Origin of the sequence: Micromonospora musae (genome assembly GCF_003626545.1) — a bacterium.
Taxonomy (GTDB): Bacteria; Actinomycetota; Actinomycetes; order Mycobacteriales; family Micromonosporaceae; genus Micromonospora; species Micromonospora musae.
Genome location: NZ_RAZS01000009.1, coordinates 41,699 through 63,114, shown reverse-complemented (window position 1 = coordinate 63,114; position 21,416 = coordinate 41,699). Strand labels below are relative to the sequence as shown.

Below are 21,416 nucleotides of genomic sequence, written 5' to 3'. Positions count from 1 at the left end.
CGAACATCACATCGGATCCGGCGGGATGGTCGCGTAGGCTCGGATCGCTGTGACCTCCATCGACCATGACCCCGCACGCGCCACGCCGCGTCCACCCGCCCGGACGATCCGTACCTTCCATCCGCGACGGGGCCGGATGAGTGGCCGGCAGACCGACGCGCTGGACCGGCTCTTCACGGCGTACGGCCTGGACGTGCCGGACGGACCGGGCGCCCCGATCGACTTGGCCGGCCTCTTCGGCCGGACGGCGCCCGTGGTGCTGGAGATCGGATCGGGCATGGGCGACACCACTGCGGCGATGGCCTCCGCCGACCCGGATCGAGATTATCTGGCGGTCGAGGTGCACACGCCGGGAATCGCCAACCTCCTCGACCTCGTGGAGCGGCACGGTCTGCGCAATGTGCGGGTGGCGCAGGGTGACGCCCTGGAGCTGGCCCGCCGGCTGCCGCCCGGCTCGCTCGACGCGGTGCACGTCTTCTTCCCCGACCCGTGGCCGAAGTCGCGGCACCACAAGCGACGGCTGATCCAGCCGACCCACGTGGCCCTGCTGCGCGACCGGCTGACGTCCGGCGGCGTCCTGCACTGCGCCACCGACTGGGCCGAGTACGCCGAGGCGATGCGGGAGACGCTCGACGCCGACCCGGAGCTGGTCAACCCGCACGGGGGCTTCGCGCCGCGCCCGGCGCACCGGCCGGTGACGAAGTTCGAACGGCGCGCCCTGGTGGCCGACCGCCCTGTCGCCGACCTGATCTACCGCCGCCGCTGAGCAGACCGACGCCGCCGAGGAGACCGCCGGGGACGAGCGTCACTTTCTGATGATCCGTCACCCCGGTTGGCGGAGAGCACCATGATCCAGGCACCATTGACGGGTTATGACGCTCACCGCCGCGCTGCCCGCGACCGCCGACCCCGACACCCTCTACGACGCGTTCGCCGGCTGGGCCAAGGAGCGCGGTCTCGACCTCTACCCCCACCAGGAGGAGGCGGTCATCGAGATCGTCTCCGGGGCCAACGTGATCATGAATACGCCGACCGGCTCCGGTAAGAGCCTGGTCGCGATCGCGGCGCACTTCGCGGCCCTGGCCGACGACCGGACGACCTTCTACACCGCGCCGATCAAGGCGCTGGTCTCGGAGAAGTTCTTCGCCCTCTGCGAGGTCTTCGGCGCCGAGAACGTCGGCATGCTCACCGGCGACGCCAGCGTCAACGCCGACGCCCCGATCATCTGCTGCACCGCGGAGATCCTGGCGAACCTCGCACTGCGCGAGGGCAGCCGGGCCGACGTCGGCCAGGTGGTCATGGACGAGTTCCACTTCTACGCCGAACCCGACCGCGGCTGGGCCTGGCAGGTGCCGCTCATCGAGCTGCCCCAGGCACAGTTCATCCTGATGTCGGCCACCCTCGGCGACACCACCCGTTTCGTCGACGACCTGACCCGGCGTAACGGGCGGCCGACCGCCGTCGTCCGCTCGGCCGAGCGGCCCGTCCCGCTCCTCTTCTCGTACGCGATGACGCCGCTGCACGAGACGCTCGAGGAGCTGCTGGAGACGAAGCAGGCCCCGGTCTACGTCGTGCACTTCACCCAGGCCGCCGCCCTGGAGCGCGCCCAGGCGCTGATGAGCGTCAACGTCTCCACCCGCGCCGAGAAGGACATGATCGCCCAGGCCATCGGGAACTTCCGGTTCACCTCCGGCTTCGGCAAGACCCTGTCCCGGCTGGTGCGCCACGGCATCGGCGTGCACCACGCGGGCATGCTGCCCAAGTACCGCCGACTCGTCGAGACCCTCGCCCAGGCCGGGCTGCTCAAGGTCATCTGCGGCACCGACACCCTCGGGGTCGGCATCAACGTGCCGATCCGCACCGTGCTCTTCACCGGCCTGTCGAAATACGACGGGACGCGCACCCGGCTGCTCAAGGCCCGCGAGTTCCACCAGATCGCCGGGCGCGCCGGTCGGGCCGGCTTCGACACGATCGGCCGGGTGGTGGTGCAGGCCCCGGAGCACGTGATCGACAACGAGAAGGCCCTGGCCAAGGCGGGCGACGACCCGAAGAAGCGGCGCAAGGTGGTCAAGAAGAAGCCGCCGGAGGGGTCGATCGGCTGGGGTGAGGCGACCTTCCAGCGCCTCGTCGAGGCCGAGCCGGAGCCGCTCACCTCCAGCTTCCAGGTCAGCCACTCGATGCTGCTCAACGTCATCGGGCGGCCCGGTGACGCGTTCTCCGCGATGCGGCACCTGCTCACCGACAACCACGAGGACCGGGCCGCGCAGCGTCGGCACATCCGCCGGGCGATCGCCATCTACCGGGCGCTGCGCGCCGGTGGCGTGGTCGAGGAGCTGGCCGAGCCGGACGAGACCGGCCGGCGGGTCCGGCTCACCGTCGACCTCCAGCTCGACTTCGCGCTCAACCAGCCGCTCTCGCCGCTGGCCCTGGCCACCGTCGAGCTGCTGGACCGGGAGTCCCCGTCGTACCCGCTCGACGTGCTGTCGGTGATCGAGTCGATCCTCGACGACCCGCGCCAGGTGCTCTCCGCCCAGCAGTTCAAGGCCCGGGGCGAGGCGGTCGCCGCGATGAAGGCCGAGGGGATCGAGTACGAGGCCCGCCTCGAACTGCTCGACGAGGTCACCTGGCCCAAGCCCCTCGCCGAGCTGCTGGAGTCGGCGTACGAGATGTACCGGCAGGGGCACCCGTGGGTGGCCGACCACCAGCTCTCCCCCAAGTCGGTCGTGCGGGACATGTACGAGCGCGCGATGACCTTCTCCGAGTACGTCCAGTTCTACGGGCTGTCCCGCTCCGAGGGGCTCGTCCTGCGCTACCTCGCGGACGCGTACAAGACGCTGCGGCAGACCGTCCCCGAGGACGCCAAGACCGAGGAGCTGATCGACCTCATCGAGTGGCTCGGCGAACTGGTCCGGCAGGTGGACTCCAGCCTCATCGACGAGTGGGAGCGGCTGCGTAACCCGTCCGACGTCGAGGAGGTCGCCGCCTCGCTCGACGACCGGCCCGCGGCGGTGACCCACAACGCGCGGGCGTTCCGGGTGCTGGTGCGCAACGCGCTGTTCCGCCGGGTGGAGCTGGCCGCCCTGCGCCGCTGGGACCTGCTCGGGGAGCTCGACGGCGGCCACGGCTGGCACGCCGACGCCTGGGCGGACGCGCTGGAGCCGTACTTCGACACGTACGACGCCATCGGCACCGGGCCGGACGCCCGCGGTCCGGCGCTGCTCATGATCGAGCAGGGCCGGGAGCGGTGGACGGTCCGGCAGATCCTGGACGACCCCGACGGCGATCACGACTGGGGCATCACCGCCGAGGTCGACCTGGCCGCGTCGGACGAGGCCGGCGAGGCGGTCGTCCGGATCACCTCCGTCGGGCAGCTCTGAACTCCGCCCGCAGGAAGCGGGTCACGGCAGGGGGTTGGGCGGCCCGAGGTAGGGGAAGTGGGGCAGCATGTCGTCGTGCGGCTGGAGCCCGGTCGGCGGGACCTTGCCGTTGGAGAGCCAGGCGAAGCGGTAGCTGAAGACGTCGTCGACGAGCGCCCGACCGTTGGGATAGGAAGCGGGCCGGCTCCGGTCGTACTGCAGGATGTCGGGTAGGCACTGGAGGGCGGTCTTCCTGGCCTCCTCCGGCGAGTAGCCACCCTGCTCCAGCAGCTGGGACCACGGGCCCAGGTAGTTCGCCACGTCGTCGGCGGGCTGACGGGAGTTGTACCGGTTCTTCTCGCCGTCGGGATTGACGAACGGGTTGATGGTCGGGTTTCCACCGCGGTCCATCTGCTCCAGCTTGCCGTCGCGGCGCCGGCTGATCGAGGCCCACACCCCGATCGTCGTGCCGCCGAGCAGGTCGGAGGGTACGTCCAGCGCGATGCTGTCGACGTTGTTGTTGGCGAAGTCGTCGTTCCCGGTCCATTTCAACCCGTGCAGGGCGCCCTCGACGTCGGCGAAGAACGGGTCGCTGCGCAGCCCGGCACAGAACCGGATCGGACCCGGTTCGTCGATGAGGACGGGCTGGACCGTGCCGTCGAAGCTGACCGGGAAGGACTCGGCGAGCACCCGGCCGGCGGGCTCGGGCTGGCGGGCGTCGGCCCCGGTGGCGTACCAGGCGGTCCCCGTCTGGCTGCCGTTGGCGTACTCGGAGAAGGTGAAGGTGAAAGCGAGGTCGGCGTGTGCGTCGCCGTCGGTGTCGATGTTGATCCGGTAGACCGCGTCGGGACAGAACTCCGGGCCGGTGGTGGCCGGCGGCACCGGAGGCGGGGCGACCGTCGGATTCGCATCGATGATCAGGATCGTCCGGCCGGGATCCTCCATCGAGGTGAAGACGTACAGGTCGGTGAGTTCGAGGCGGCGGTCGTCACCGGGAAATCCCAGGTTGTCGGCGCTGAAGTGGTTGGACATGATGCTCCTCGACGGTCAGGGCGGGGTGTCGGTCACGGGGAAACTCCGGCAGCGCCCGCCGCCGCTGGGCACCGGCTGCTCGGTCTGCTCACGACGGGACGCTAGTGAGGCCGAGGTCCACCCACAGGCGATTCAGGTACTCGCGCCCGACCGAGTGAAGGGTCTGGTCCGCCCCTTTTCGTCCGGTGGGCGATGTCAGCCCCGTCGATTAGAATGTATGTACTAATCACGGCTGCTGAGCTGGGAGGACGCCCGTGACCGCGCCCACCTCCACCCCCCTCACCCCGTACGCGACACTGCTCGGCTTCACCCGCTACGTCGACCGCACCGGCCCCACGAAGGCCACCTTCGTCGGGGGCCTGCGCAAGCAGCGGGCGAGCCGGCACGGCTTCAACCCGCACGGCCAGTTCGTCAAGGCGCTCAAGGCCGACATCGCCTTCCACACCGGCGGCACCCACCTCGACCAGGTGGCCGACCAGGTCAAGCCCCGCTGGCGTCCGCTCTACCAGGCGCTCGTACCGGGCGCGACCGCCTGGCTGCACTCCCTCGGCGAGCCCGCCTCGATCGACCTGGCCCAGACCCGCGACGCCCTCGCCATGCTCGGCGACCTGCCCGTCAAGATCAACCCCCACTTCGGCGTACGGCACGCCGACGGGAGCGTCGAGGCGGTCCGCCTGCACTTCGACGAGACCCCGCCGAGCGAGGAGACGGTGCTCGCCACACTGCACCTGATGGCCCGGCACATGGACGCCGTGCTGCCGCACGCCGAGCCGGTCCTGGTCGACGTACGGCGTGGTCTGGCGCACCGGATGCCCGACGGCGTCAAGCCCGACCAGGTCGAACGCTGGCTCGCCGGCGAGGCCGCCGCCTTCCGCTCCCTCTGGTCCACCGCCGCCTAACCCCCACCCCCACGCCCCCACTCCCCCGCCCCGCCACGCGCGCTCGTTCACGGAAAGAGTGGCTGTTCCCCGCCGAATAGCCACTCTTTCCGTGAAAGCGTGGCCGCGACTTGAGGGTTATCCACAGGGTCTGCGTGGGAGCGTGCCTGACGTTCACAGTGGCGCCATGCCCGTCTCACCTCGTCGCCCACTTCCGCTGCGGGGGCGTGTCTTCCGCGGATCCGACGCCATCGCCCGGGGTCTCCTGACCCGGGCCGAACTGCGCAGTAGGGCTTGGCGACCCCTCTTCCGGGACGTCTACGCCGACGCTCAGCTGGCGGTGTCGCACCACACACGCTGCCTGGCGGCTCCGCGGTGGGTCCTGCCCGACCAAGCCGCGATCGCTGGGCGAAGCGCGGCCGCGCTCTACGGGGTCGGTTCGGTCGGCCCGACGCAGCCGCTCGACGTCCTGGTGCCGATGGGGCACCGGTTCGGGCCCGTCGCCGGGTTCGCGATACACACGGCAGAGTCAAGCGAAGCCGAGGTGCGTCTCCACGCCGGGATCCGGGTGACCACCCCGGTGCGCACCTGCTGGGATCTGGCGCAGTGGCTGGCGGTCGAGGAGGCGGTGGCCGTCGTGGACGGGCTCGTCCGGCGGCGACTGGTTAGGGTCGAGACGTTGCAGGGCCACGCTCACGCACGGTTGGGGCTGCGCGGATGGAAGCGCCTGCTGCGCGTCGCGGATCTGGCGGATCCAGGGGCGGAGTCGCGTCCCGAGTCCGTGCTGCGGGTTCGACTCGTGATGGCGGGTCTGCCGAGACCGGTCACCCAGTTCGTGGTGGAGCACGACGGCAGGTTCGTCGCCCGGGTCGACCTCGCTTGGCCGCGGTTCAGGGTCGCGGTCGAGTACGACGGCGTCTGGCACCACGATCCCGAGCAACTGCACCGCGACCGTCGTCGCCTCAACCGGCTCGTCGGCCAGGGTTGGACGGTGTTGCACGTGACCGCGAAGCGCCTCAAGGACGACTTCGAGGGCGTCGTGACCGAGATCCGTCACGCCCTTCGCTCCCGAGCCCGCTGACGTCGGCCAAAACGGCAAGATCCGCGCAACTTCCGGGAAGTTGCTGCCTCGCGGCTAGGCGAAACAGCAACTTCCGCGAAATTGCGCGGATCTTGGCGCCAACGTGCGCGGATCTTGGGGCCTGGCGCGGGGCCTGGCGCGGAGCGCGGGGCCCCGCGCGGGGCGGGCGGGGGGGGTTAGGCGGTCAGGTGCTTTTGGAGGTCGTCGAGGATCTTGTTGGCGGCGCCGACACCGATGCCGGTCATCCAGACCTCGTCGGGCACGACGTACACCTTGTTGGCCTTGACCGCCGACAGGTTCTTCCAGAGGCTGCCGCCGGTGACCTTGGCCTGCTCCGCGGCGGCCTTCTCGCCGAACGCCGTCACGAAGATGACGTCACCGTCGACCTCGCTGATCCGCTCCGGGCTGATCTCGTCGAAGCGCTTGTCGTCCTTGTTCGCCAGCATCTGCCGCTCGGGGCGGGGCAGCCCGGCGTCACCGAGCACGATGCCGGAGAAGGAGTCCGGACCGTAGACCCGGATGCTGCCGGGGCGGAAGCGGACGATGGAGATCTTCTGCGCGGCGGCGGCGCCCAGCTTGGCGCCGAACTCCTTCGCCCGGGTCTCGTACTGCGCGAGCAGGTCCTTGCTCTCCTGCTCCTTGCCGAGGGTCTTGCCGTCGAGGAGGAAGTTCTCCTTCCAGGTGATGCCGACCTTCTCGGTGAAGACGGTCGGCGCGACCGCGGAGAGCTCGTCGTAGAACTTCTCCTGGCGGAACTTGCTGCCCAGGATGAGGTCCGGCTTCAGGGCGTTGATCGCCTCGATGTCGGGCTCGCTGACCTGCCCGACGTCCTTGATGCTGGCGAGCTTCTCCTCGCCGAAGTAGGTCGGCCAGCCCTTGGCCTCACCGGTGTTGGTTGCCCCGACCGGGGTCAGGCCGAGCGAGAGCATCGTGTCGATCTTGTCGCTGTCGAGCACGACGACGCGCTGCGGGTGGGCCGGCACCTTGGTGGTGCCCATGGCGTGGGTGATCTCCCGGGTGTCCCCGCCGGCGTTGGTGCCGGCGACCGGGTCGCTCTCACCGCACGCGGTGAGTCCGACGCCGAGGGCGACGGCCGCGGCGAGGGCGGCGACGAGACGACGACGCATCAGTGTCCTTCCGAAGGGTACGAGCCGGCGAGCGCGTTCTCGCTGCCGGCTGGGGTTGCACCGGTGGATCCGGTGGGTGAACTGGCATCGGTGCCCGAGGCGGTGCCGGCCGGAGTCGGCGCGGACGACCGCGCCGCCGGGTCGGCCAGGGTCGGGCTGGTGAGCGCGGGCACCACCAGCGGCGCGCCGGTCACCGGGCAGGGCACGACCACACAGTCGAGCCCGAAGACCTCGCGGACCAACTCCGCGGTGAGGATCTCGCGGGGCGGTCCGGCGGCCACCACCGCGCCGGAGCGCATGGCGACCAGGTGGTCGGCGTACCGGGCGGCCTGGTTGAGGTCGTGCAGCACGGCGACCACGGTGCGGCCCCGCTCGACGCGCAGCCGGTGCAGCAGGTCCAGCACCTCCACCTGGTGGGCCAGGTCGAGGAAGGTGGTCGGCTCGTCGAGCAGCAGCGCCTCGGTGTCCTGGGCGAGCGTCATGGCGATCCACACCCGCTGGCGCTGCCCGCCGGAGAGGGTGTCCACCGGCCGGTCGGCGAGGCCGGCGACGTCGGCGAGGGCCATCGCGTGGTCCACGGCCGAGCTGTCCTCCTCCGACCACTGCCGCCACCAGCGCTGGTACGGCTGCCGGCCCCGACCGACCAGGTCCGCGACGGTGACCCCCTCGGGGACCAGCGGGCTCTGCGGCAGCACGGCGAGGCGCCGGGCGACCTCCCGGGTGGGGAGCTCCTGGATGGCCTTGCCGTCCAGCAGCACGCTGCCGCGGCGCGGGACGAGCAGCCGGGCCAGTGTCCGCAGCAGGGTCGACTTGCCGCAGGCGTTCGGCCCGACGATCACGGTGAACGCGTCGGCGGGCAGCTCCAGGTCCAGCCCGTCCAGCACGGTCCGCTCGTCGTAGCCGGCGACCAGGTCGCGGGTGGAGAGCATCACGCCTCCCGAAGGGTGGTCGACGAATGGGATTGGCAACGGCCGGTCACGACGACCTCTTACGGCCGCGGAGCAGCAGGTACATGAGGTACGGGCCACCGATGGCGGCGGTCAGCACCCCGGCCGGCAGCTGCGTCGGGGCGAAGAGCCGTCGTCCGGCGAGGTCGGCCAGGACGAGCAGCAGCGCGCCCATCAGCGCGGCGCAGACCAGCGGCGGGCGTTCGGCGCGTACCAACCGGCGGGCCACCTGCGGGGCGACCAGCGCCACGAAGTCGACGGCGCCGACCTGGGCGGTGACCATCGCGGCGACGAGCACGCCGGTGCCGGCGAGCGCGATCCGGCGGGACACCGGGCGCAGCCCGATGCCCCGGGCGGTGTCGTCGTCGAGCGCGCTGCTGTTCAGCGCCCAGCCCGCCCAGGCCAGCACCGGCAGGAGCACGAGCAGGGTGGCGCCGATCCAGGCGGCCTCGGTCCAGCCCTTGCCGGCCAGCGTGCCGATCAGCCAGATCTGGGCGCGCTGCCCGTCGATCGCCTCGGCGGTGAGCATGACGATCTCGGTGAGCGCCTTCAGGGCGAACGCGACCGCCACGCCGGCCAGCACGAAGCGCTGCGCGGCCAGGCCGTGCCGGGCGCCGAGGGCGAGCACCAGGGCGGCGGCGACCAGCCCGCCGGCCAGGGCCGCCGGCCCGACGACCACCGCCGCCGCGCCGCTGGTCAGCGCGACCGTCGCGGCGAGGCCGGCGCCCTGGGTGACACCGATGACGTCCGGGCTGGCGAGGGGGTTGCGCGCCACGCTCTGGATCAGCGTGCCGGCCACCCCGAACGCCGCGCCGGCCACCGCGGCCAGCACCACCCGAGGCAGCCGCAGGTCGAGGACGACCAGGTCGTACGGGGTACCGGCGCCGGAGAGCGCGCGCAGCACGTCGCCTGCGGCGACGTACGGGGTGCCGAGGGAGAGGCTGAGCACCCCGGCGACCGCCAGCAGCACCAGCAGGACGGCGGCGACCAGCACGGAGCGGCGGCGGATCTGCACGCTCAGCGGGCCGACCCGCAGGAGTGAGCGGCCCGGCAGGCGCGCGGTGCCGGCCGTGGCGACGGCGGGTTCGATGGTGGTCACACCACCGGCGCTGCGGTCGCGACTGGGGGCGGTCACGCGGTCACCACCTTCGCGCGGCGGACCAGGAGGGCGAGCAGGGGCGCGCCGACCAGAGCGGTGATGATGCCGGCCGGTACCTCGCTGGGCGGATCGATGAGCCGGCCCACTACGTCGGCGGCGAGCAGCAGCGCCGGTCCGAGCAGCGCGGAGACGGTCAGGGTCCAGCGGTGGTCGGCGCCGACCAGGGCGCGGGCCAGGTGCGGTACGGCCAGGCCGACGAACGCGACCGGCCCGGCGGCGGCGACGGCGGCGCCGGTGAGCAGGACGGCGGCGACGCCCCCGCCGAGCCGGACCAGGCCGACGCGGTTGCCGAGGCCACGGGCCACATCGTCGCCGAGGGCCAGCGCGTCCAGGCCACGGGCGACCAGCGCGGCCAGTACGAGCCCCGCGAGCACGATCGGCAGCACCTGCACGGCGACGGAGAGGTCCCGGCCGGTGAGCCCGCCCACCACCCAGAACCGGTACTCCTCGAAGGTGCGGGCGTCGATGCTGAGCAGCGCGAACACCACGGAGCCGAGGCTCGCGTCGAGCGCGGCGCCGACCAGTGCGAGGGTGACCGGGCTGGCGCCCTCGCGGGCGCGGGCGGCCACGGCGAAGACCAGCAGCCCGGCGAGGAAGGCGCCGCCGATGCCGAACCAGACGTACCCGGCGAGCGTGCTGACGCCGAACACGGAGATGGCCAGCACCACACCGAACGACGCACCGGCGCTGATACCGAGGATGCGCGGCTCGGCGAGCGGGTTGCGGGTGAGGGCCTGCAGGAGCACGCCGGCGACCGCGAGCGCCACGCCGACGACGAGGCCGAGGGCGGTACGCGGCAGGCGCAGCTCGCGGATGATGGTGCTCGCCTCGCCGCCGTCGGGCGACACGAGGGCGTGCCACACCTGGTCGACGGGGATCGGCCGGCTGCCGAGGGCGAAGCTGGCCAGCACGGTGAGCAGTAGCACCAGCGCGGCCGCGGCGGTGACCGCGATCCGACGCCCGCTGTGGGCGCCGGTGCGGCGGCCGGGGTCGACCGGCCGGCTGAGAAGGGTGGTCACGAAGCTCCTGCGGATTCGCGCTTAGGTTCGCCTTACCTTAGCCGACTCGGTTAGGGGCACCTAAGCGGCAGCCCTCCATCGAACCTCGTTGACCTGCGCGGACGTCCGCGAACGTGGCGCCGGCCCGCATAGGGTGAGGGAATGCGATACGACCAGCACACGGTCGTCCTGCTGGCGCACCCCTCGGACGCCCCGCAGCTGCCGCCCGAGGCGTTCGACCGGTTGCGCGCCGCTCATCTGGCCCACCAGGCGGGGCTCGTGGAGCAGGATCTCGTCCTCGCGGCCGGCCCGCTGGTGGACGCGGACGACGAGCGGCTGCGCGGCTTCGTCGTGCTCTCCGTGCACCCCGACATGGCCCGCGAGCTCTTCCACAACGATCCGGCGGTACGCGCCGGACTGCTGGAGGCGCGGGTGATGAGGTGGATGGTCCCCGAGGGCAACCTCCGTTTCGAGGGTGTGCCGGTGCCACGTTCGATGCTGGCGGCGGCCGCCGGAGACTGACTGGACGGCGTGGCTCCGCTACCCTCGCGGGCATGGCGGGTGGGCGCGGAAGCGGTCGCAGGTACGCGCTCTCCGCCCTGCTCGCCGGCGTGGTCGCGATCGGGCTGGTGGTGCTCGGCTGGTGGGTTCGCGGCTGGGCGTACCGCGCGGACCGGGACCGGTTCCTCGACCCGGAGTGGTGGGTCGGCTTCGCCGCGAGCGCCCTCGGTCACCTCGCGTTCGGCAGGGCCGGCTTCAAGGTCGCGCTTCTGGTGGTCGGGCTCACGATCGCCGCCTGGGTGGGGCTGCGGCGGCGACGCCCACGGGCCGCCGAGCCGGACGACCAGCCGCCCGCCGAAACGGCGGAGTGACCACCCGGGCGTCGAGGACGCCTCGTCCGGAGCCGGGTCAGTCGCCGGGTCGGGGCGCCGGCACCGGATCGGCGGTCGCGTCGAGCTGGTGGTCCGCCCAGATGTACGTGTCGGGGAGCAGGTCGCCGATCGACACGACGCGCAGCGCGTCGGCCGGCCCGACGATCACCCGGATCGACGGGAAGTAGTCGAGGAGCACCTGCCGGCAGCGCCCGCACGGCGGGATCACCCCACGCCCCCGGTCGCCCACGGCGACGATGGTCTCCAGCTCGGTCGCGCCCTGGGTGGCGGCGGCGCCGATCGCGACCACCTCGGCGCAGGGCCCGCCGGTGAAGTGGTAGACGTTCACGCCGGTGAAGACCCGGCCGTCGGCGGTGCGGGCGGCGGCGGCCACGGTGTGGTTCTCACTGCGGCAACGCAGCTTCGCGACGGCTGTCGCGGCCTGCACGAGTGCCCGGTCGGTGTCCCGCAACTCCATGCCCCGCTCCCCCGTCGTCGTCCGGCGGTCACTCTAACGGGGCCGACCGCGCCGCCCCGCACCCTGGTCGATCGACTCGGGCTGCGGGGCGGGGGCGTGTCGCGGGAGCGCGGTCACCCCGCCGACGGCGAACCGGAGTCGATCTTCCCGGGGCGGGACGGTAAACCAGGAGGCGACTTCCGGGTCGCGGCCTATTCTTGGCCACGACATGCAGAATCCAGCCGTACCCGCCGCGCCCGACACCGTCCGGGAGCTGCACCGCCGCCTCTCCCCCCTGATGTTTCGCGACCAGCGCCGGCTCCAGCGACGGCTGGACGGTGCCCGCAAGCTCCGTGACCCGCAGCGGCGGGAGGCGGCGCTGACCGAGATCACCGTCGAGGTCGAGCGGGCCGAGCAGCGGCTCGCCGGTCGGCGCGCCGCGGTCCCGACGATCACCTATCCGGCCGGCCTGCCGGTGAGCGAGCGCAAGGACGACCTCGCCGCCGCGATCCGGGAGCATCAGGTGGTGATCGTGGCCGGCGAGACCGGCTCCGGCAAGACCACCCAGCTGCCCAAGATCTGCCTGGAGCTGGGGCGGGGGATCAGCGGGCTGATCGGGCACACCCAGCCCCGGCGGCTGGCCGCGCGTACGGTCGCCGACCGGATCGCCGAGGAGCTCGGCACCGAGCTGGGTGACGTGGTCGGCTACAAGGTCCGCTTCACCGACCAGGTGAGCGACCGCAGCCTGGTGAAGCTGATGACCGACGGCATCCTCCTCGCCGAGCTGCAGACCGACCGGATGCTCCGGCAGTACGACACGCTGATCATCGACGAGGCGCACGAGCGCAGCCTCAACATCGACTTCATCCTCGGCTACCTGAAGCAGCTGCTGCCCCGCCGGCCCGACCTCAAGCTGGTCATCACGTCGGCGACCATCGAGACGGACCGGTTCGCCCGGCACTTCGCCGACGCGGAGGGCAAGCCCGCGCCGGTCATCGAGGTCTCCGGGCGGACGTACCCGGTGGAGGTTCGTTACCGGCCGCTGGTCGAGGTCACCGAGGCGGACGAGCAGGACGGGGACGAGGAGAACGTCCGCGACCAGATCCAGGCGATCGGCGACGCCGTCGAGGAGCTGGCCGCCGAGGGCCCCGGCGACATCCTGGTCTTCCTCAGCGGGGAGCGGGAGATCCGGGACACCGCCGACGCGCTGGGCCGGCTGGTGGAGAAGAAGCCCCTGCTGCGCGGCACCGAGATCCTGCCGCTGTACGCGCGGCTCTCCGCCGCCGAGCAGCACCGGGTCTTCGCCCCGCACGGCGGGCGGCGCGTGGTGCTCGCCACCAACGTGGCGGAGACGTCGCTGACCGTCCCCGGCATCAAGTACGTCGTCGACCCCGGCACGGCCCGCATCTCCCGCTACAGCAACCGGCTCAAGGTGCAGCGGCTGCCGATCGAGCCGGTCTCCCAGGCGTCGGCGAACCAGCGCAAGGGCCGCTGCGGCCGCACCTCGGACGGCATCTGCATCCGCCTCTACGACGAGCAGGACTTCCTCTCCCGGCCGGAGTTCACCGACCCGGAGATCCTGCGGACCAACCTCGCCTCCGTCATCCTCCAGATGACCGCGATCGGGCTCGGCGACATCGGCGCGTTCCCGTTCATCGAGCCGCCGGACCGGCGCAACATCACCGACGGCGTGAACCTGCTGCACGAGCTGGGCGGGTTGGATCCGGCCGAGACCGACCCGGCGAAGCGGCTCACCCCGCTCGGGCGGCGGCTGGCGCAGCTGCCGGTCGACCCCCGGTTGGCCCGCATGGTCGTCGAGGGGGAGCGCAACGGCTGCGCCACCGAGGTCATGGTGATCGCCGCGGCGCTGTCGATCCAGGACCCTCGGGAACGGCCGGCGGAGAAGCAGGCCCAGGCCGACCAGGCGCACGCCCGCTTCACCGACCGGGAGTCGGACTTCGTGGCGCTGCTGAACCTCTGGCGCTACCTGCGCGAGCAGCAGCGGGCGCTCTCCTCCAGCGCCTTCCGCCGGATGTGCCGGGCCGAGTACCTCAACTACCTGCGGGTACGCGAGTGGCAGGACATCGTCAGCCAGCTGCGCCAGGTGTTGCGTACCCCCGAGCAGGGCGGCGGTGGGCGCGGCGGGCGACCGGCGCGGGAGACAGGCGCGAACGACGGCGGCCGGCGTGGCGGCGCGGACCTGCCGGAGGAGATCGACACCCCGAAGGTGCACCAGTCGCTGCTGGCCGGGCTGCTCTCGCACGTCGGCCTGAAGGACGCGCAGAAGAACGAGTACCTGGGCGCCCGGGGCGCGAAGTTCGGGCTCTTCCCCGGTTCGGCGCTGTTCCGCAAGCCACCGCGCTGGGTGATGGCGGCCGAGCTGGTGGAGACGTCCCGACTCTGGGGCCGCATCGCCGGCCGGGTCGAGCCGGAGTGGGTGGAGCCGCTCGCCCAGCACCTGGTGAAGCGCAGCTACAGCGAGCCGCACTGGGAGAAGAAGCAGGCGGCCGTGATGGCGTACGAGAAGGTGACCCTCTACGGCATTCCGCTGGTCACCTCCCGGAAGGTCAACTTCGGCCGGATCGATCCGGCGCTCAGCCGTGAGCTCTTCGTCCGGCACGCGTTGGTCGAGGGTGACTGGCAGACCCACCACCAGTTCTGGCGCGACAACCAGCGGCTGCTGGGCGAGATCGAGGAGCTGGAGAACCGGGCCCGACGGCGGGACATCCTCGTCGACGACGAGACCATCTTCGCCTTCTACGACGAGCGCATCCCCGCCGACGTGGTCTCCGGTCGGCACTTCGACACCTGGTGGAAGAAGGTCCGGCGGGAGCAGCCCGACCTGCTCACCTTCACCCGTGAGCTGCTGGTCAACGCGGGCCGGGGCGGGGTGGAGGAGACCGACTACCCCGACGAGTGGCGGGCCGAAGGGGTCACGCTGCCGCTGACCTACAGCTTCGAGCCGGGCACCGAGACCGACGGGGTCACGGTGGACATCCCGCTGCCGCTGCTGAACCAGGTGCCGGCCGAGAGCTTCGACTGGCAGGTGCCCGGGCTGCGCGAGGAGCTGGTGGTGGCGCTGATCCGGTCCCTGCCGAAGGCGCTGCGCCGCAACTTCGTTCCGGTGCCCGACTACGCGCGGGCGGCGCTCGCCGCGATGCCCGCCGGCGAGGAGCCGCTGCTGGACGCCCTGACCCGCCAGCTGCGCCGGATGACCGGGGTGACCGTCCCCCGGGACGCCTGGGACGTGCCGAAGCTGCCGCCGCACCTGAGGGTCACCTTCCGGGTGCTCGGCGAGGACGACAAGCCGGTCGCCGAGGGCAAGGACCTGCCGGCGCTGCAACGCCGGCTCAAGACCGAGGTACGGCAGGTGGTGGCGGCCGCCGCGCCGGACGTGGCCCGCACCGGGCTGCGCGAGTGGAGCATCGGGACCCTGCCCCGCACCATCGAGCAGGTCCGGGCCGGGTACGCGGTGACGGCGTACCCGGCGCTCGTCGACGAGGGCAGCACGGTCGGCGTACGGGTCTTCGACTCGGCGCCGGAGGCCGAGGCGGCGCACTGGGCGGGCACCCGCCGGCTGCTGCGGTTGACCGTGCCGTCACCGGCGAAGTTCCTCCAGGGGCGGTTGTCGAACGAGGCGAAGCTGGCGCTCAGCCGTAACCCGCACGGCGGGGTGCAGGCGCTCATCGAGGACGCGGCCGGCGCGGCGATCGACAAGCTGGTCGCCGACGCGGGCGGCCCGGCCTGGGACGCCGATGGCTTCGCGGCGCTGCGCGACCGGGTCCGCGCCGACCTGATCGACACGGTCGTCGAGGTGATGGAGCGGGCCCGCCGGGTGCTCGCCACCGGGTACGCGGTGGAGCAGCGGCTCGGGGCGACGAAGAACCTGGCGGTGGTGGCGGCGCTGGCGGACATCCGCAACCAGCTCACCGGGCTGGTGCACGCCGGGTTCCTCACCGAGACCGGGTACGCCCGCCTGCCCGACGTGCTGCGCTACCTCACCGCGATCGAACGCCGGTTGGAGCGGTTGCCGGGTAACCCGCAGCGGGACAAGCAGCAGCAGGACCGGATCGCCGTGGTGCAGAAGGAGTATCAGGAGATGCTGGCGGCGCTGCCACCGGCGCGGCGGCAGTCGGCGGCGGCCCGGCAGGTCCGCTGGATGATCGAGGAGTTGCGGGTGAACGTCTTCGCTCAGGCGCTCGGCACCCCGTACCCGGTGTCGGAGCAGCGCATCTACCGGGCCATGGACGAGGCCGAGGGGCGCTGAGCCGGCCCTGATCCGGCGGGTGTGGGGCGGGGCGTAGCGGGAACACGCTCGCCCTCGCGTGCCGTCCGGGCGCGCCGCCGGGTGAGGAGAACCGGTCGTGCCCACTGCCCCTGCCTCCCTCGTACCGGCCACCGGATCCGGCTCCCGGCCGGCCCGCGCCCGGGCCGTCACCCGCCTCGGCGGACTGGTCGGAGCCGGGACGGCGATGCTCCTCTTCGGCGTCCTGCACCTGCCCGGGCAACCGGTCCATCCGGTACGCGACACGGTCAGCGACTACGCGCTGTCGCGGCACGGCTGGCTGTTCAACCTGGCCGTGCTGGCGCTGGCCACGGGATCGGTCCTGCTCCTGGCCCCGGCGCTGCGCCGGTCGGCGCGCTCGTCGTTCGGGCGGGGACGGCTGCCGGCGGTCGTCGGGCCGGTCGGGTTGGCCGCCTGGTGCGTCGGGCTGGTGGTGCTGGTCGTCTTTCCTCGCGACGCGCCGGGGGTGCCGGTGTCGGTCACCGGGGAGATCCACCGCTGGGCAGCCGTGGCCGCCCTCTCCGGCCTGCCCGCCGGGGCGCTGCTCGTCGCCGTACGGCGTCCGGGGCGTCTCGCCCGAGCGGTGGTGGTGGGCGCGGTCGGGTGCGCGGTCGCCCTGGTCCCCTTCGTGGCCGCCTACCTGGTGGGCTCGCCGCTGCGCCCGTACGTCGGTCTACTCGAACGTCTCGTCTGCCTCGCCGAGGTCTGCCTGCTGATCCTCGTCGCCCACCTGGACCACGGTGGCCGGGTCACGACCGCCTACAGCGGTTCGACACCGGGCGGGAGGTCACCGTCGGCGGTCGCGTCGCGGACGTACTCCAGCAGGATGCGGCGCAGCTCCCGGCCGGCGTTGGTGGGCACCACGTCGCGGCGTCGGGCCACCGCGATGGTCCGGGTCACGCCCGGCGGGGCGAGCCGGGTGATGCGTACGCCGGGGCGTCGGGAGACGACGATGCCGGGCACCAGCGCGATGCCGAGCCCGGCCTCGACGAAGCTGAGCACCGCGTCCATCTCCCCGCCGTCGACGGCGAAGGTGGGCTCGAAGCCGGCGGCGCGGCACGCCTGAATGGTGGCGTCGCGCAGGTCGTAGCCCTCCCGGAACATCACCATCGGCCGGTCGCGCAGGTCGGTGATGCGCAGCTCACCGCCGGTCGGACCGGTCTCCGGGTCGGCCGCGGAGGCGACCACGAGGCTCTCCCGCAGGATCGGGTCGACGCGCAGTCCGGGGTCCGCTCCCTGGGCCGGCATGATGATGAGCGCGAGGTCCAGGTCGCCGCGGAGCAGGTCGCGGACGAGGTCCTGCGAACCGCCCTCCTCCACGCGCAGGTCCACCGCGGGGTGCGCGTCGCGGAACCGGCGCAGCACCGGCGGGGCGAGCGAGGTGGCCAGGCTCGGGGTGGCGCCGAGCCGGACCCGACCGCGCCGCAGGCCGACCAGCTCCTGCACCTCGCGGGTGGCGGTGTCGACGTCGGCGAGGATGCGTCGGGCCAACGGCAGGAGCACCTCCCCCGCCGCGGTGAGGGCGATGTTGCCTCTTACTCGTTCGAAGAGCGGCGCCCCCAGGTCGCCCTCCAGGGCGTGAATTTGCTTACTCAACGACGGCTGAGTTATGCCGACGATGTCGGCGGCTTGGGTGAAATGTCGTACTTCGGCCACCGCTACGAAGTACCTGAGCTGATGCAGCTGCACCCTCATAGCCTACGGCTATCAAGACTGCGCTGTCGATGCATTGGACGACTGATCGAACTGCTCCTAGCGTCGGCCCTGTGGTAGCCACGACGACGAGAACCCGCTCGCCGATCCGCTCGAACGTCGGCCTCAAGGCCGTCATGGCGGTGTCAGGCATCTTCTTTGTGCTGTACCTGATCGCACACATGGTCGGAAACCTGAAGGCCTTCGCGGGCGAGACGGCATTCGACCACTACGCGCACTGGCTGCGCGACATCGGCAAGCCGCTGCTGCCCGGCGTCTGGTTCCTCTGGATCCTGCGCTTCGCGCTGACGGTCTCCGTCGTCGCCCACATCTGGTCCGCGACCGTGCTGGCGCTGCGCGCCCGCGCCGCCCGCCCGGTCCGGTACGCGCACCGCCCGAAGGTCCAGGGCAGCTACGCGGCCCGCACGATGCGCTGGGGTGGCGTGATCATCCTGCTCTTCGTGATCTACCACCTGCTGGACCTGAGCGTCGGCACGCTGAACCCGGTCGGCGACGGCAGCAAGCCGTACAGCAACGTGGTCGCCGACTTCGCGCCCGAGCGCTGGTACGTCACCCTCTTCTACACCCTGGCGATCGTCACGCTGGGCTTCCACCTCCGGCACGGTGTGTTCAGCGCGCTGCGCAGCCTGGGACAGCAGACGCCCACGGGCGAGCGCCGGGCACGAGCCGCCGCGCTGGCCGTCGCCATCCTGATCAGCGGCGGCTTCCTGGTGATCCCGTTCGCCGTACTCACCGGATTGGTGTCCTGACATGGAACTGTTCACCGAGGGCGACCCGATCGCCGACACCAAGGCTCCCGACGGCCCGATCGAGACCCGCTGGGACCGCCACCGCTTCGAGTCCAAGCTCGTCAACCCGGCGAACCGCCGGAAGATGAGCGTGATCGTGGTGGGCACCGGCCTGGCCGGCGGCTCGGCCGCCGCCACGCTCGCCGAGCAGGGCTACCAGGTCAAGTCCTACTGCTACCAGGACAGCCCGCGCCGGGCCCACTCGATCGCCGCGCAGGGCGGCATCAACGCCGCCAAGAACTACCGCAACGACGGCGACTCGGTGCACCGGCTCTTCTACGACACGGTCAAGGGCGGCGACTTCCGCTCCCGCGAGTCGAACGTGCACCGCCTCGCCGAGGTCTCGGTCAACATCATCGACCAGTGCGTCGCCCAGGGCGTGCCGTTCGCCCGCGAGTACGGCGGCCTGCTGGACACCCGCTCCTTCGGCGGCGCCCAGGTGCAGCGCACCTTCTACGCCCGGGGCCAGACGGGTCAGCAGCTGCTGCTCGGCGCGTACCAGGCCCTCGAGCGGCAGATCGGCCTGGGCAACGTGGAGATGAACGCCCGGCACGAGATGCTGGAGCTGATCCTCGTCGACGGCCGGGCCCGGGGCATCGTGGTCCGGGACATGGTCACCGGTGAGATCACCACCGAGTTCGCCGACGCGGTCGTGCTCGCCTCCGGCGGCTACGGCAACGTCTTCTACCTCTCCACCAACGCCAAGGGCTGCAACGTCACCGCCACCTGGCGGGCCCACCGCAAGGGCGCGTACTTCGCCAACCCCTGCTACACGCAGATCCACCCGACCTGCATCCCGGTCTCCGGCGACCACCAGTCGAAGCTGACCCTGATGAGCGAGTCGCTGCGTAACGACGGCCGGGTCTGGGTGCCGAAGGCCAAGGGCGACGACCGCAACCCGAAGGACATCCCCGAGGACGAGCGGGACTACTACCTGGAGCGGATCTACCCGGCCTTCGGCAACCTGGTCCCCCGGGACATCGCCTCCCGGGCCGCGAAGGCGGTCTGCGACCAGGGCCGCGGCGTCGGACCGGGTGGGCTCGGCGTCTACCTGGACTTCGCCGACGCGATCGGTCGCCTCGGCCGCAAGGCCGTCGAGGCCAAGTACGGCAACCTCTTCGAGATGTACGAGCGCATCACCGGCGAGGACCCGTACGAGGTGCCGATGCGGATCTACCCCGCGGTGCACTACACGATGGGCGGGCTCTGGGTCGACTACGACCTCCAGTCGACCATCCCCGGCCTCTTCGTGATCGGTGAGGCGAACTTCTCCGACCACGGCGCCAACCGGCTCGGCGCGTCCGCCCTCATGCAGGGCCTCGCCGACGGCTACTTCGTACTGCCGAACACCGTCGCCAACTACCTGTCCGCCGGCCCGTTCGAGAAGGTCGACAGCAGCCACCCGGCGGCGGTCGAGGCCCGGCAGGACGTGGAGGACCGCCTCCAGCGGCTGCTCTCGATCAACGGCGACCGGACCGTCGACTCGTTCCACCGCGAGCTTGGCCAGATCATGTGGGAACACTGCGGCATGGAGCGCACCGACGCCGGGCTGCGCAAGGCGATCGACGAGATCCGCGCGCTGCGCGAGCAGTTCTGGCAGCGCGTCCGGGTGCTCGGCGACGGCGAGGGGCTGAACCAGTCGCTGGAGAAGGCCGGCCGGGTGGCCGACTTCTTCGAGCTGGCCGAGCTCATGTGCATCGACGCCCTGCACCGCGAGGAGTCCTGCGGCGGCCACTTCCGGGCCGAGCACCAGACCGAGGACGGCGAGGCGCAGCGCGACGACGAGCGCTTCTCGTACGTGGCGGCCTGGGAGTTCACCGCCACCGGCGAGCCGTCGGTGCTGCACAAGGAAGACCTGCAGTTCGAATACGTCCACCCCACGCAGCGGAGCTACAAGTGAACCTGACCCTGCGCATCTGGCGCCAGACCGGCCCCGAGGACAAGGGTCGGATGGTGAGCTACCAGGTCGACGACGTCTCCCCGGACATGTCGTTCCTGGAGATGCTCGACGTGCTCAACGAACGCCTGATCCTCGCCGGCGAGGACCCGGTCGCCTTCGACCACGACTGCCGCGAGGGCATCTGCGGCATGTGCGGCATGATGATCAACGGCATGGCGCACGGGCCGCAGCGCGGCACCACCGCCTGCCAGCTGCACATGCGGCAGTTCAAGGACGGGGACACGATCGACATCGAGCCGTGGCGGGCCCAGGCCTTCCCGGTGATCAAGGACCTGGTCGTCAACCGCGGCGCGTTCGACAAGATCATCGCGGCCGGCGGGTACATCACCGCGCCGACCGGCAGCGCCCCCGAGGCGCACGCGACGCCGGTCGCCAAGGCCGACGCGGACGCGGCCTTCGAGGCGGCGGCCTGCATCGGCTGCGGCGCCTGCGTGGCGGCCTGCCCGAACGGCTCCGGCATGCTCTTCACCGCCGCCAAGATCACCCAGCTCTCGCTGATGCCGCAGGGCCAGCCGGAGCGCTACACCCGGGTGATCGGCATGGTCGACGCGCACGACGAGGCCGGCTTCGGCGGCTGCACCAACGCCGGTGAGTGCACCGTGGCCTGCCCGAAGGGCATCCCGCTGAACACCATCGGCCGGCTCAACCGGGACTTCCTGACCGCCAACGCGAAGGCGGCCGGCAAGCCCGGCTCCTGACGGTCACCCGTACGACGGGCCGCCGCACCCTCGCGGGTGCGGCGGCCCGATCGGTTCCCCGGCCC

At 71.9% G+C, this 21,416-nt stretch carries 17 protein-coding genes and 1 pseudogene; 11 read left to right on the top strand and 7 right to left on the bottom strand.

Annotated features, from left to right (window positions below; genetic code table 11):
- The first annotated feature begins 136 nt into the window (after nt 1–136).
- The gene (gene trmB / locus D7147_RS23465) at nt 137–766 is read left to right on the top strand and encodes a tRNA (guanosine(46)-N7)-methyltransferase TrmB (RefSeq protein WP_233563388.1); all 630 of its coding nucleotides are present in this window, start codon (nt 137–139) and stop codon (nt 764–766) included.
- A 106-nt stretch (nt 767–872) separates the two neighbouring features.
- Entirely contained in the window at nt 873–3,377 is a 2,505-nt protein-coding gene (locus tag D7147_RS23460; RefSeq protein WP_120681248.1) for a DEAD/DEAH box helicase, read from the top strand.
- Nucleotides 3,378–3,398: 21 nt separating this feature from the next.
- Here the strand turns inward: D7147_RS23460 and D7147_RS23455 are convergent, their stop codons facing one another.
- A complete protein-coding gene (locus D7147_RS23455) occupies nt 3,399–4,388 on the bottom strand; it encodes a DUF4331 family protein (RefSeq protein ID WP_120681246.1) in 990 nt (329 codons plus the stop codon).
- A 254-nt stretch (nt 4,389–4,642) separates the two neighbouring features.
- On the opposite strand from D7147_RS23455, the gene D7147_RS23450 reads away from it, so the two are divergent.
- Both D7147_RS23450 and D7147_RS32490 read left to right on the top strand, forming a co-directional pair.
- The gene (locus D7147_RS23450; protein WP_120681244.1) at nt 4,643–5,287 is read left to right on the top strand and encodes a hypothetical protein; all 645 of its coding nucleotides are present in this window, start codon (nt 4,643–4,645) and stop codon (nt 5,285–5,287) included.
- A 523-nt stretch (nt 5,288–5,810) separates the two neighbouring features.
- Nucleotides 5,811–6,347, top strand: coding sequence for an endonuclease domain-containing protein (locus D7147_RS32490; protein WP_158609389.1), 537 nt, complete (start codon nt 5,811–5,813; stop codon nt 6,345–6,347).
- A 176-nt stretch (nt 6,348–6,523) separates the two neighbouring features.
- On the opposite strand, the gene D7147_RS23440 is transcribed toward D7147_RS32490, so the two are convergent.
- The 4 genes from D7147_RS23440 to D7147_RS23425 are packed head-to-tail and all read right to left on the bottom strand — an operon-like array spanning nt 6,524 to nt 10,599.
- On the bottom strand, nt 6,524–7,474 hold the full coding sequence (locus D7147_RS23440) for an ABC transporter substrate-binding protein (RefSeq protein ID WP_120681240.1): 951 nt from the start codon (nt 7,472–7,474) through the stop codon (nt 6,524–6,526).
- A complete protein-coding gene (locus tag D7147_RS23435; RefSeq protein WP_120681238.1) occupies nt 7,474–8,403 on the bottom strand; it encodes an ABC transporter ATP-binding protein in 930 nt (309 codons plus the stop codon). Before D7147_RS23435 ends, D7147_RS23440 begins: the two co-directional genes overlap by 1 nt.
- 46 nt (nt 8,404–8,449) lie before the next feature.
- The gene (locus D7147_RS23430) at nt 8,450–9,556 is read right to left on the bottom strand and encodes a FecCD family ABC transporter permease (RefSeq protein WP_233563364.1); all 1,107 of its coding nucleotides are present in this window, start codon (nt 9,554–9,556) and stop codon (nt 8,450–8,452) included.
- Nucleotides 9,553–10,599: a FecCD family ABC transporter permease gene (locus D7147_RS23425; RefSeq protein ID WP_120681236.1), complete on the bottom strand. Its 1,047-nt coding sequence runs from the start codon at nt 10,597–10,599 to the stop codon at nt 9,553–9,555. Before D7147_RS23425 ends, D7147_RS23430 begins: the two co-directional genes overlap by 4 nt.
- A gap of 141 nt (nt 10,600–10,740) precedes the next feature.
- Between D7147_RS23425 and D7147_RS23420 the strand changes: the two genes are divergently transcribed.
- Both D7147_RS23420 and D7147_RS23415 read left to right on the top strand, forming a co-directional pair.
- Nucleotides 10,741–11,100, top strand: a complete 360-nt coding sequence (locus tag D7147_RS23420) for a YciI family protein (RefSeq protein WP_120681234.1) — start codon at nt 10,741–10,743, stop codon at nt 11,098–11,100.
- Between the two features lie 32 nt (nt 11,101–11,132).
- The gene (locus D7147_RS23415) at nt 11,133–11,450 is read left to right on the top strand and encodes a hypothetical protein (RefSeq protein WP_120681232.1); all 318 of its coding nucleotides are present in this window, start codon (nt 11,133–11,135) and stop codon (nt 11,448–11,450) included.
- A 37-nt stretch (nt 11,451–11,487) separates the two neighbouring features.
- Here the strand turns inward: D7147_RS23415 and D7147_RS23410 are convergent, their stop codons facing one another.
- Entirely contained in the window at nt 11,488–11,928 is a 441-nt protein-coding gene (locus D7147_RS23410; protein WP_120681230.1) for a cytidine deaminase family protein, read from the bottom strand.
- A 208-nt stretch (nt 11,929–12,136) separates the two neighbouring features.
- On the opposite strand from D7147_RS23410, the gene hrpA reads away from it, so the two are divergent.
- Both hrpA and D7147_RS33200 read left to right on the top strand, forming a co-directional pair.
- A complete protein-coding gene (hrpA, locus tag D7147_RS23405) occupies nt 12,137–16,174 on the top strand; it encodes an ATP-dependent RNA helicase HrpA (protein ID WP_120681228.1) in 4,038 nt (1,345 codons plus the stop codon).
- 97 nt (nt 16,175–16,271) lie between these two features.
- A pseudogene (locus tag D7147_RS33200) lies at nt 16,272–16,907 on the top strand (DUF998 domain-containing protein); the annotation flags it as partial.
- Between the two features lie 44 nt (nt 16,908–16,951).
- Here the strand turns inward: D7147_RS33200 and D7147_RS23395 are convergent.
- Nucleotides 16,952–17,887 carry a LysR family transcriptional regulator gene (locus tag D7147_RS23395; RefSeq protein WP_120681224.1) on the bottom strand — a complete coding sequence of 312 codons (936 nt, stop codon included), beginning with the start codon at nt 17,885–17,887 and terminating at the stop codon, nt 16,952–16,954.
- Nucleotides 17,888–17,916: 29 nt separating this feature from the next.
- Here D7147_RS23395 and D7147_RS23390 point away from each other — a divergent pair, with 29 nt between their 5' ends.
- From D7147_RS23390 to D7147_RS23380, 3 genes are read left to right on the top strand one after another with little or no spacing between them, the layout of a single operon-like run.
- Nucleotides 17,917–18,654, top strand: coding sequence for a succinate dehydrogenase cytochrome b subunit (locus D7147_RS23390; RefSeq protein ID WP_120681222.1), 738 nt, complete (start codon nt 17,917–17,919; stop codon nt 18,652–18,654).
- Between the two features lies 1 nt (nt 18,655).
- On the top strand, nt 18,656–20,593 hold the full coding sequence (locus D7147_RS23385; protein ID WP_120681220.1) for a fumarate reductase/succinate dehydrogenase flavoprotein subunit: 1,938 nt from the start codon (nt 18,656–18,658) through the stop codon (nt 20,591–20,593).
- Nucleotides 20,590–21,351, top strand: a complete 762-nt coding sequence (locus D7147_RS23380) for a succinate dehydrogenase/fumarate reductase iron-sulfur subunit (RefSeq protein ID WP_120681218.1) — start codon at nt 20,590–20,592, stop codon at nt 21,349–21,351. The genes D7147_RS23385 and D7147_RS23380 overlap by 4 nt, the downstream gene beginning before the upstream one ends.
- The last annotated feature ends 65 nt before the right edge of the window (nt 21,352–21,416 follow it).

Excerpts from the sequence above, each read along its gene's own strand:
- trmB (WP_233563388.1), top strand. The coding sequence starts at position 137 with ATGAGTGGCCGGCAGACCGACGCGCTGGACCGGCTCTTCACGGCGTAC.
- D7147_RS23460 (WP_120681248.1), top strand. The coding sequence starts at position 873 with ATGACGCTCACCGCCGCGCTGCCCGCGACCGCCGACCCCGACACCCTC.
- D7147_RS23455 (WP_120681246.1), bottom strand. The coding sequence starts at position 4,388 with ATGTCCAACCACTTCAGCGCCGACAACCTGGGATTTCCCGGTGACGAC.
- D7147_RS23440 (WP_120681240.1), bottom strand. The coding sequence starts at position 7,474 with ATGCGTCGTCGTCTCGTCGCCGCCCTCGCCGCGGCCGTCGCCCTCGGC.
- D7147_RS23435 (WP_120681238.1), bottom strand. The coding sequence starts at position 8,403 with ATGCTCTCCACCCGCGACCTGGTCGCCGGCTACGACGAGCGGACCGTG.
- D7147_RS23420 (WP_120681234.1), top strand. The coding sequence starts at position 10,741 with ATGCGATACGACCAGCACACGGTCGTCCTGCTGGCGCACCCCTCGGAC.
- D7147_RS23415 (WP_120681232.1), top strand. The coding sequence starts at position 11,133 with ATGGCGGGTGGGCGCGGAAGCGGTCGCAGGTACGCGCTCTCCGCCCTG.
- D7147_RS23410 (WP_120681230.1), bottom strand. The coding sequence starts at position 11,928 with ATGGAGTTGCGGGACACCGACCGGGCACTCGTGCAGGCCGCGACAGCC.
- hrpA (WP_120681228.1), top strand. The coding sequence starts at position 12,137 with ATGCAGAATCCAGCCGTACCCGCCGCGCCCGACACCGTCCGGGAGCTG.
- D7147_RS23395 (WP_120681224.1), bottom strand. The coding sequence starts at position 17,887 with ATGAGGGTGCAGCTGCATCAGCTCAGGTACTTCGTAGCGGTGGCCGAA.
- D7147_RS23390 (WP_120681222.1), top strand. The coding sequence starts at position 17,917 with ATGCATTGGACGACTGATCGAACTGCTCCTAGCGTCGGCCCTGTGGTA.
- D7147_RS23385 (WP_120681220.1), top strand. The coding sequence starts at position 18,656 with ATGGAACTGTTCACCGAGGGCGACCCGATCGCCGACACCAAGGCTCCC.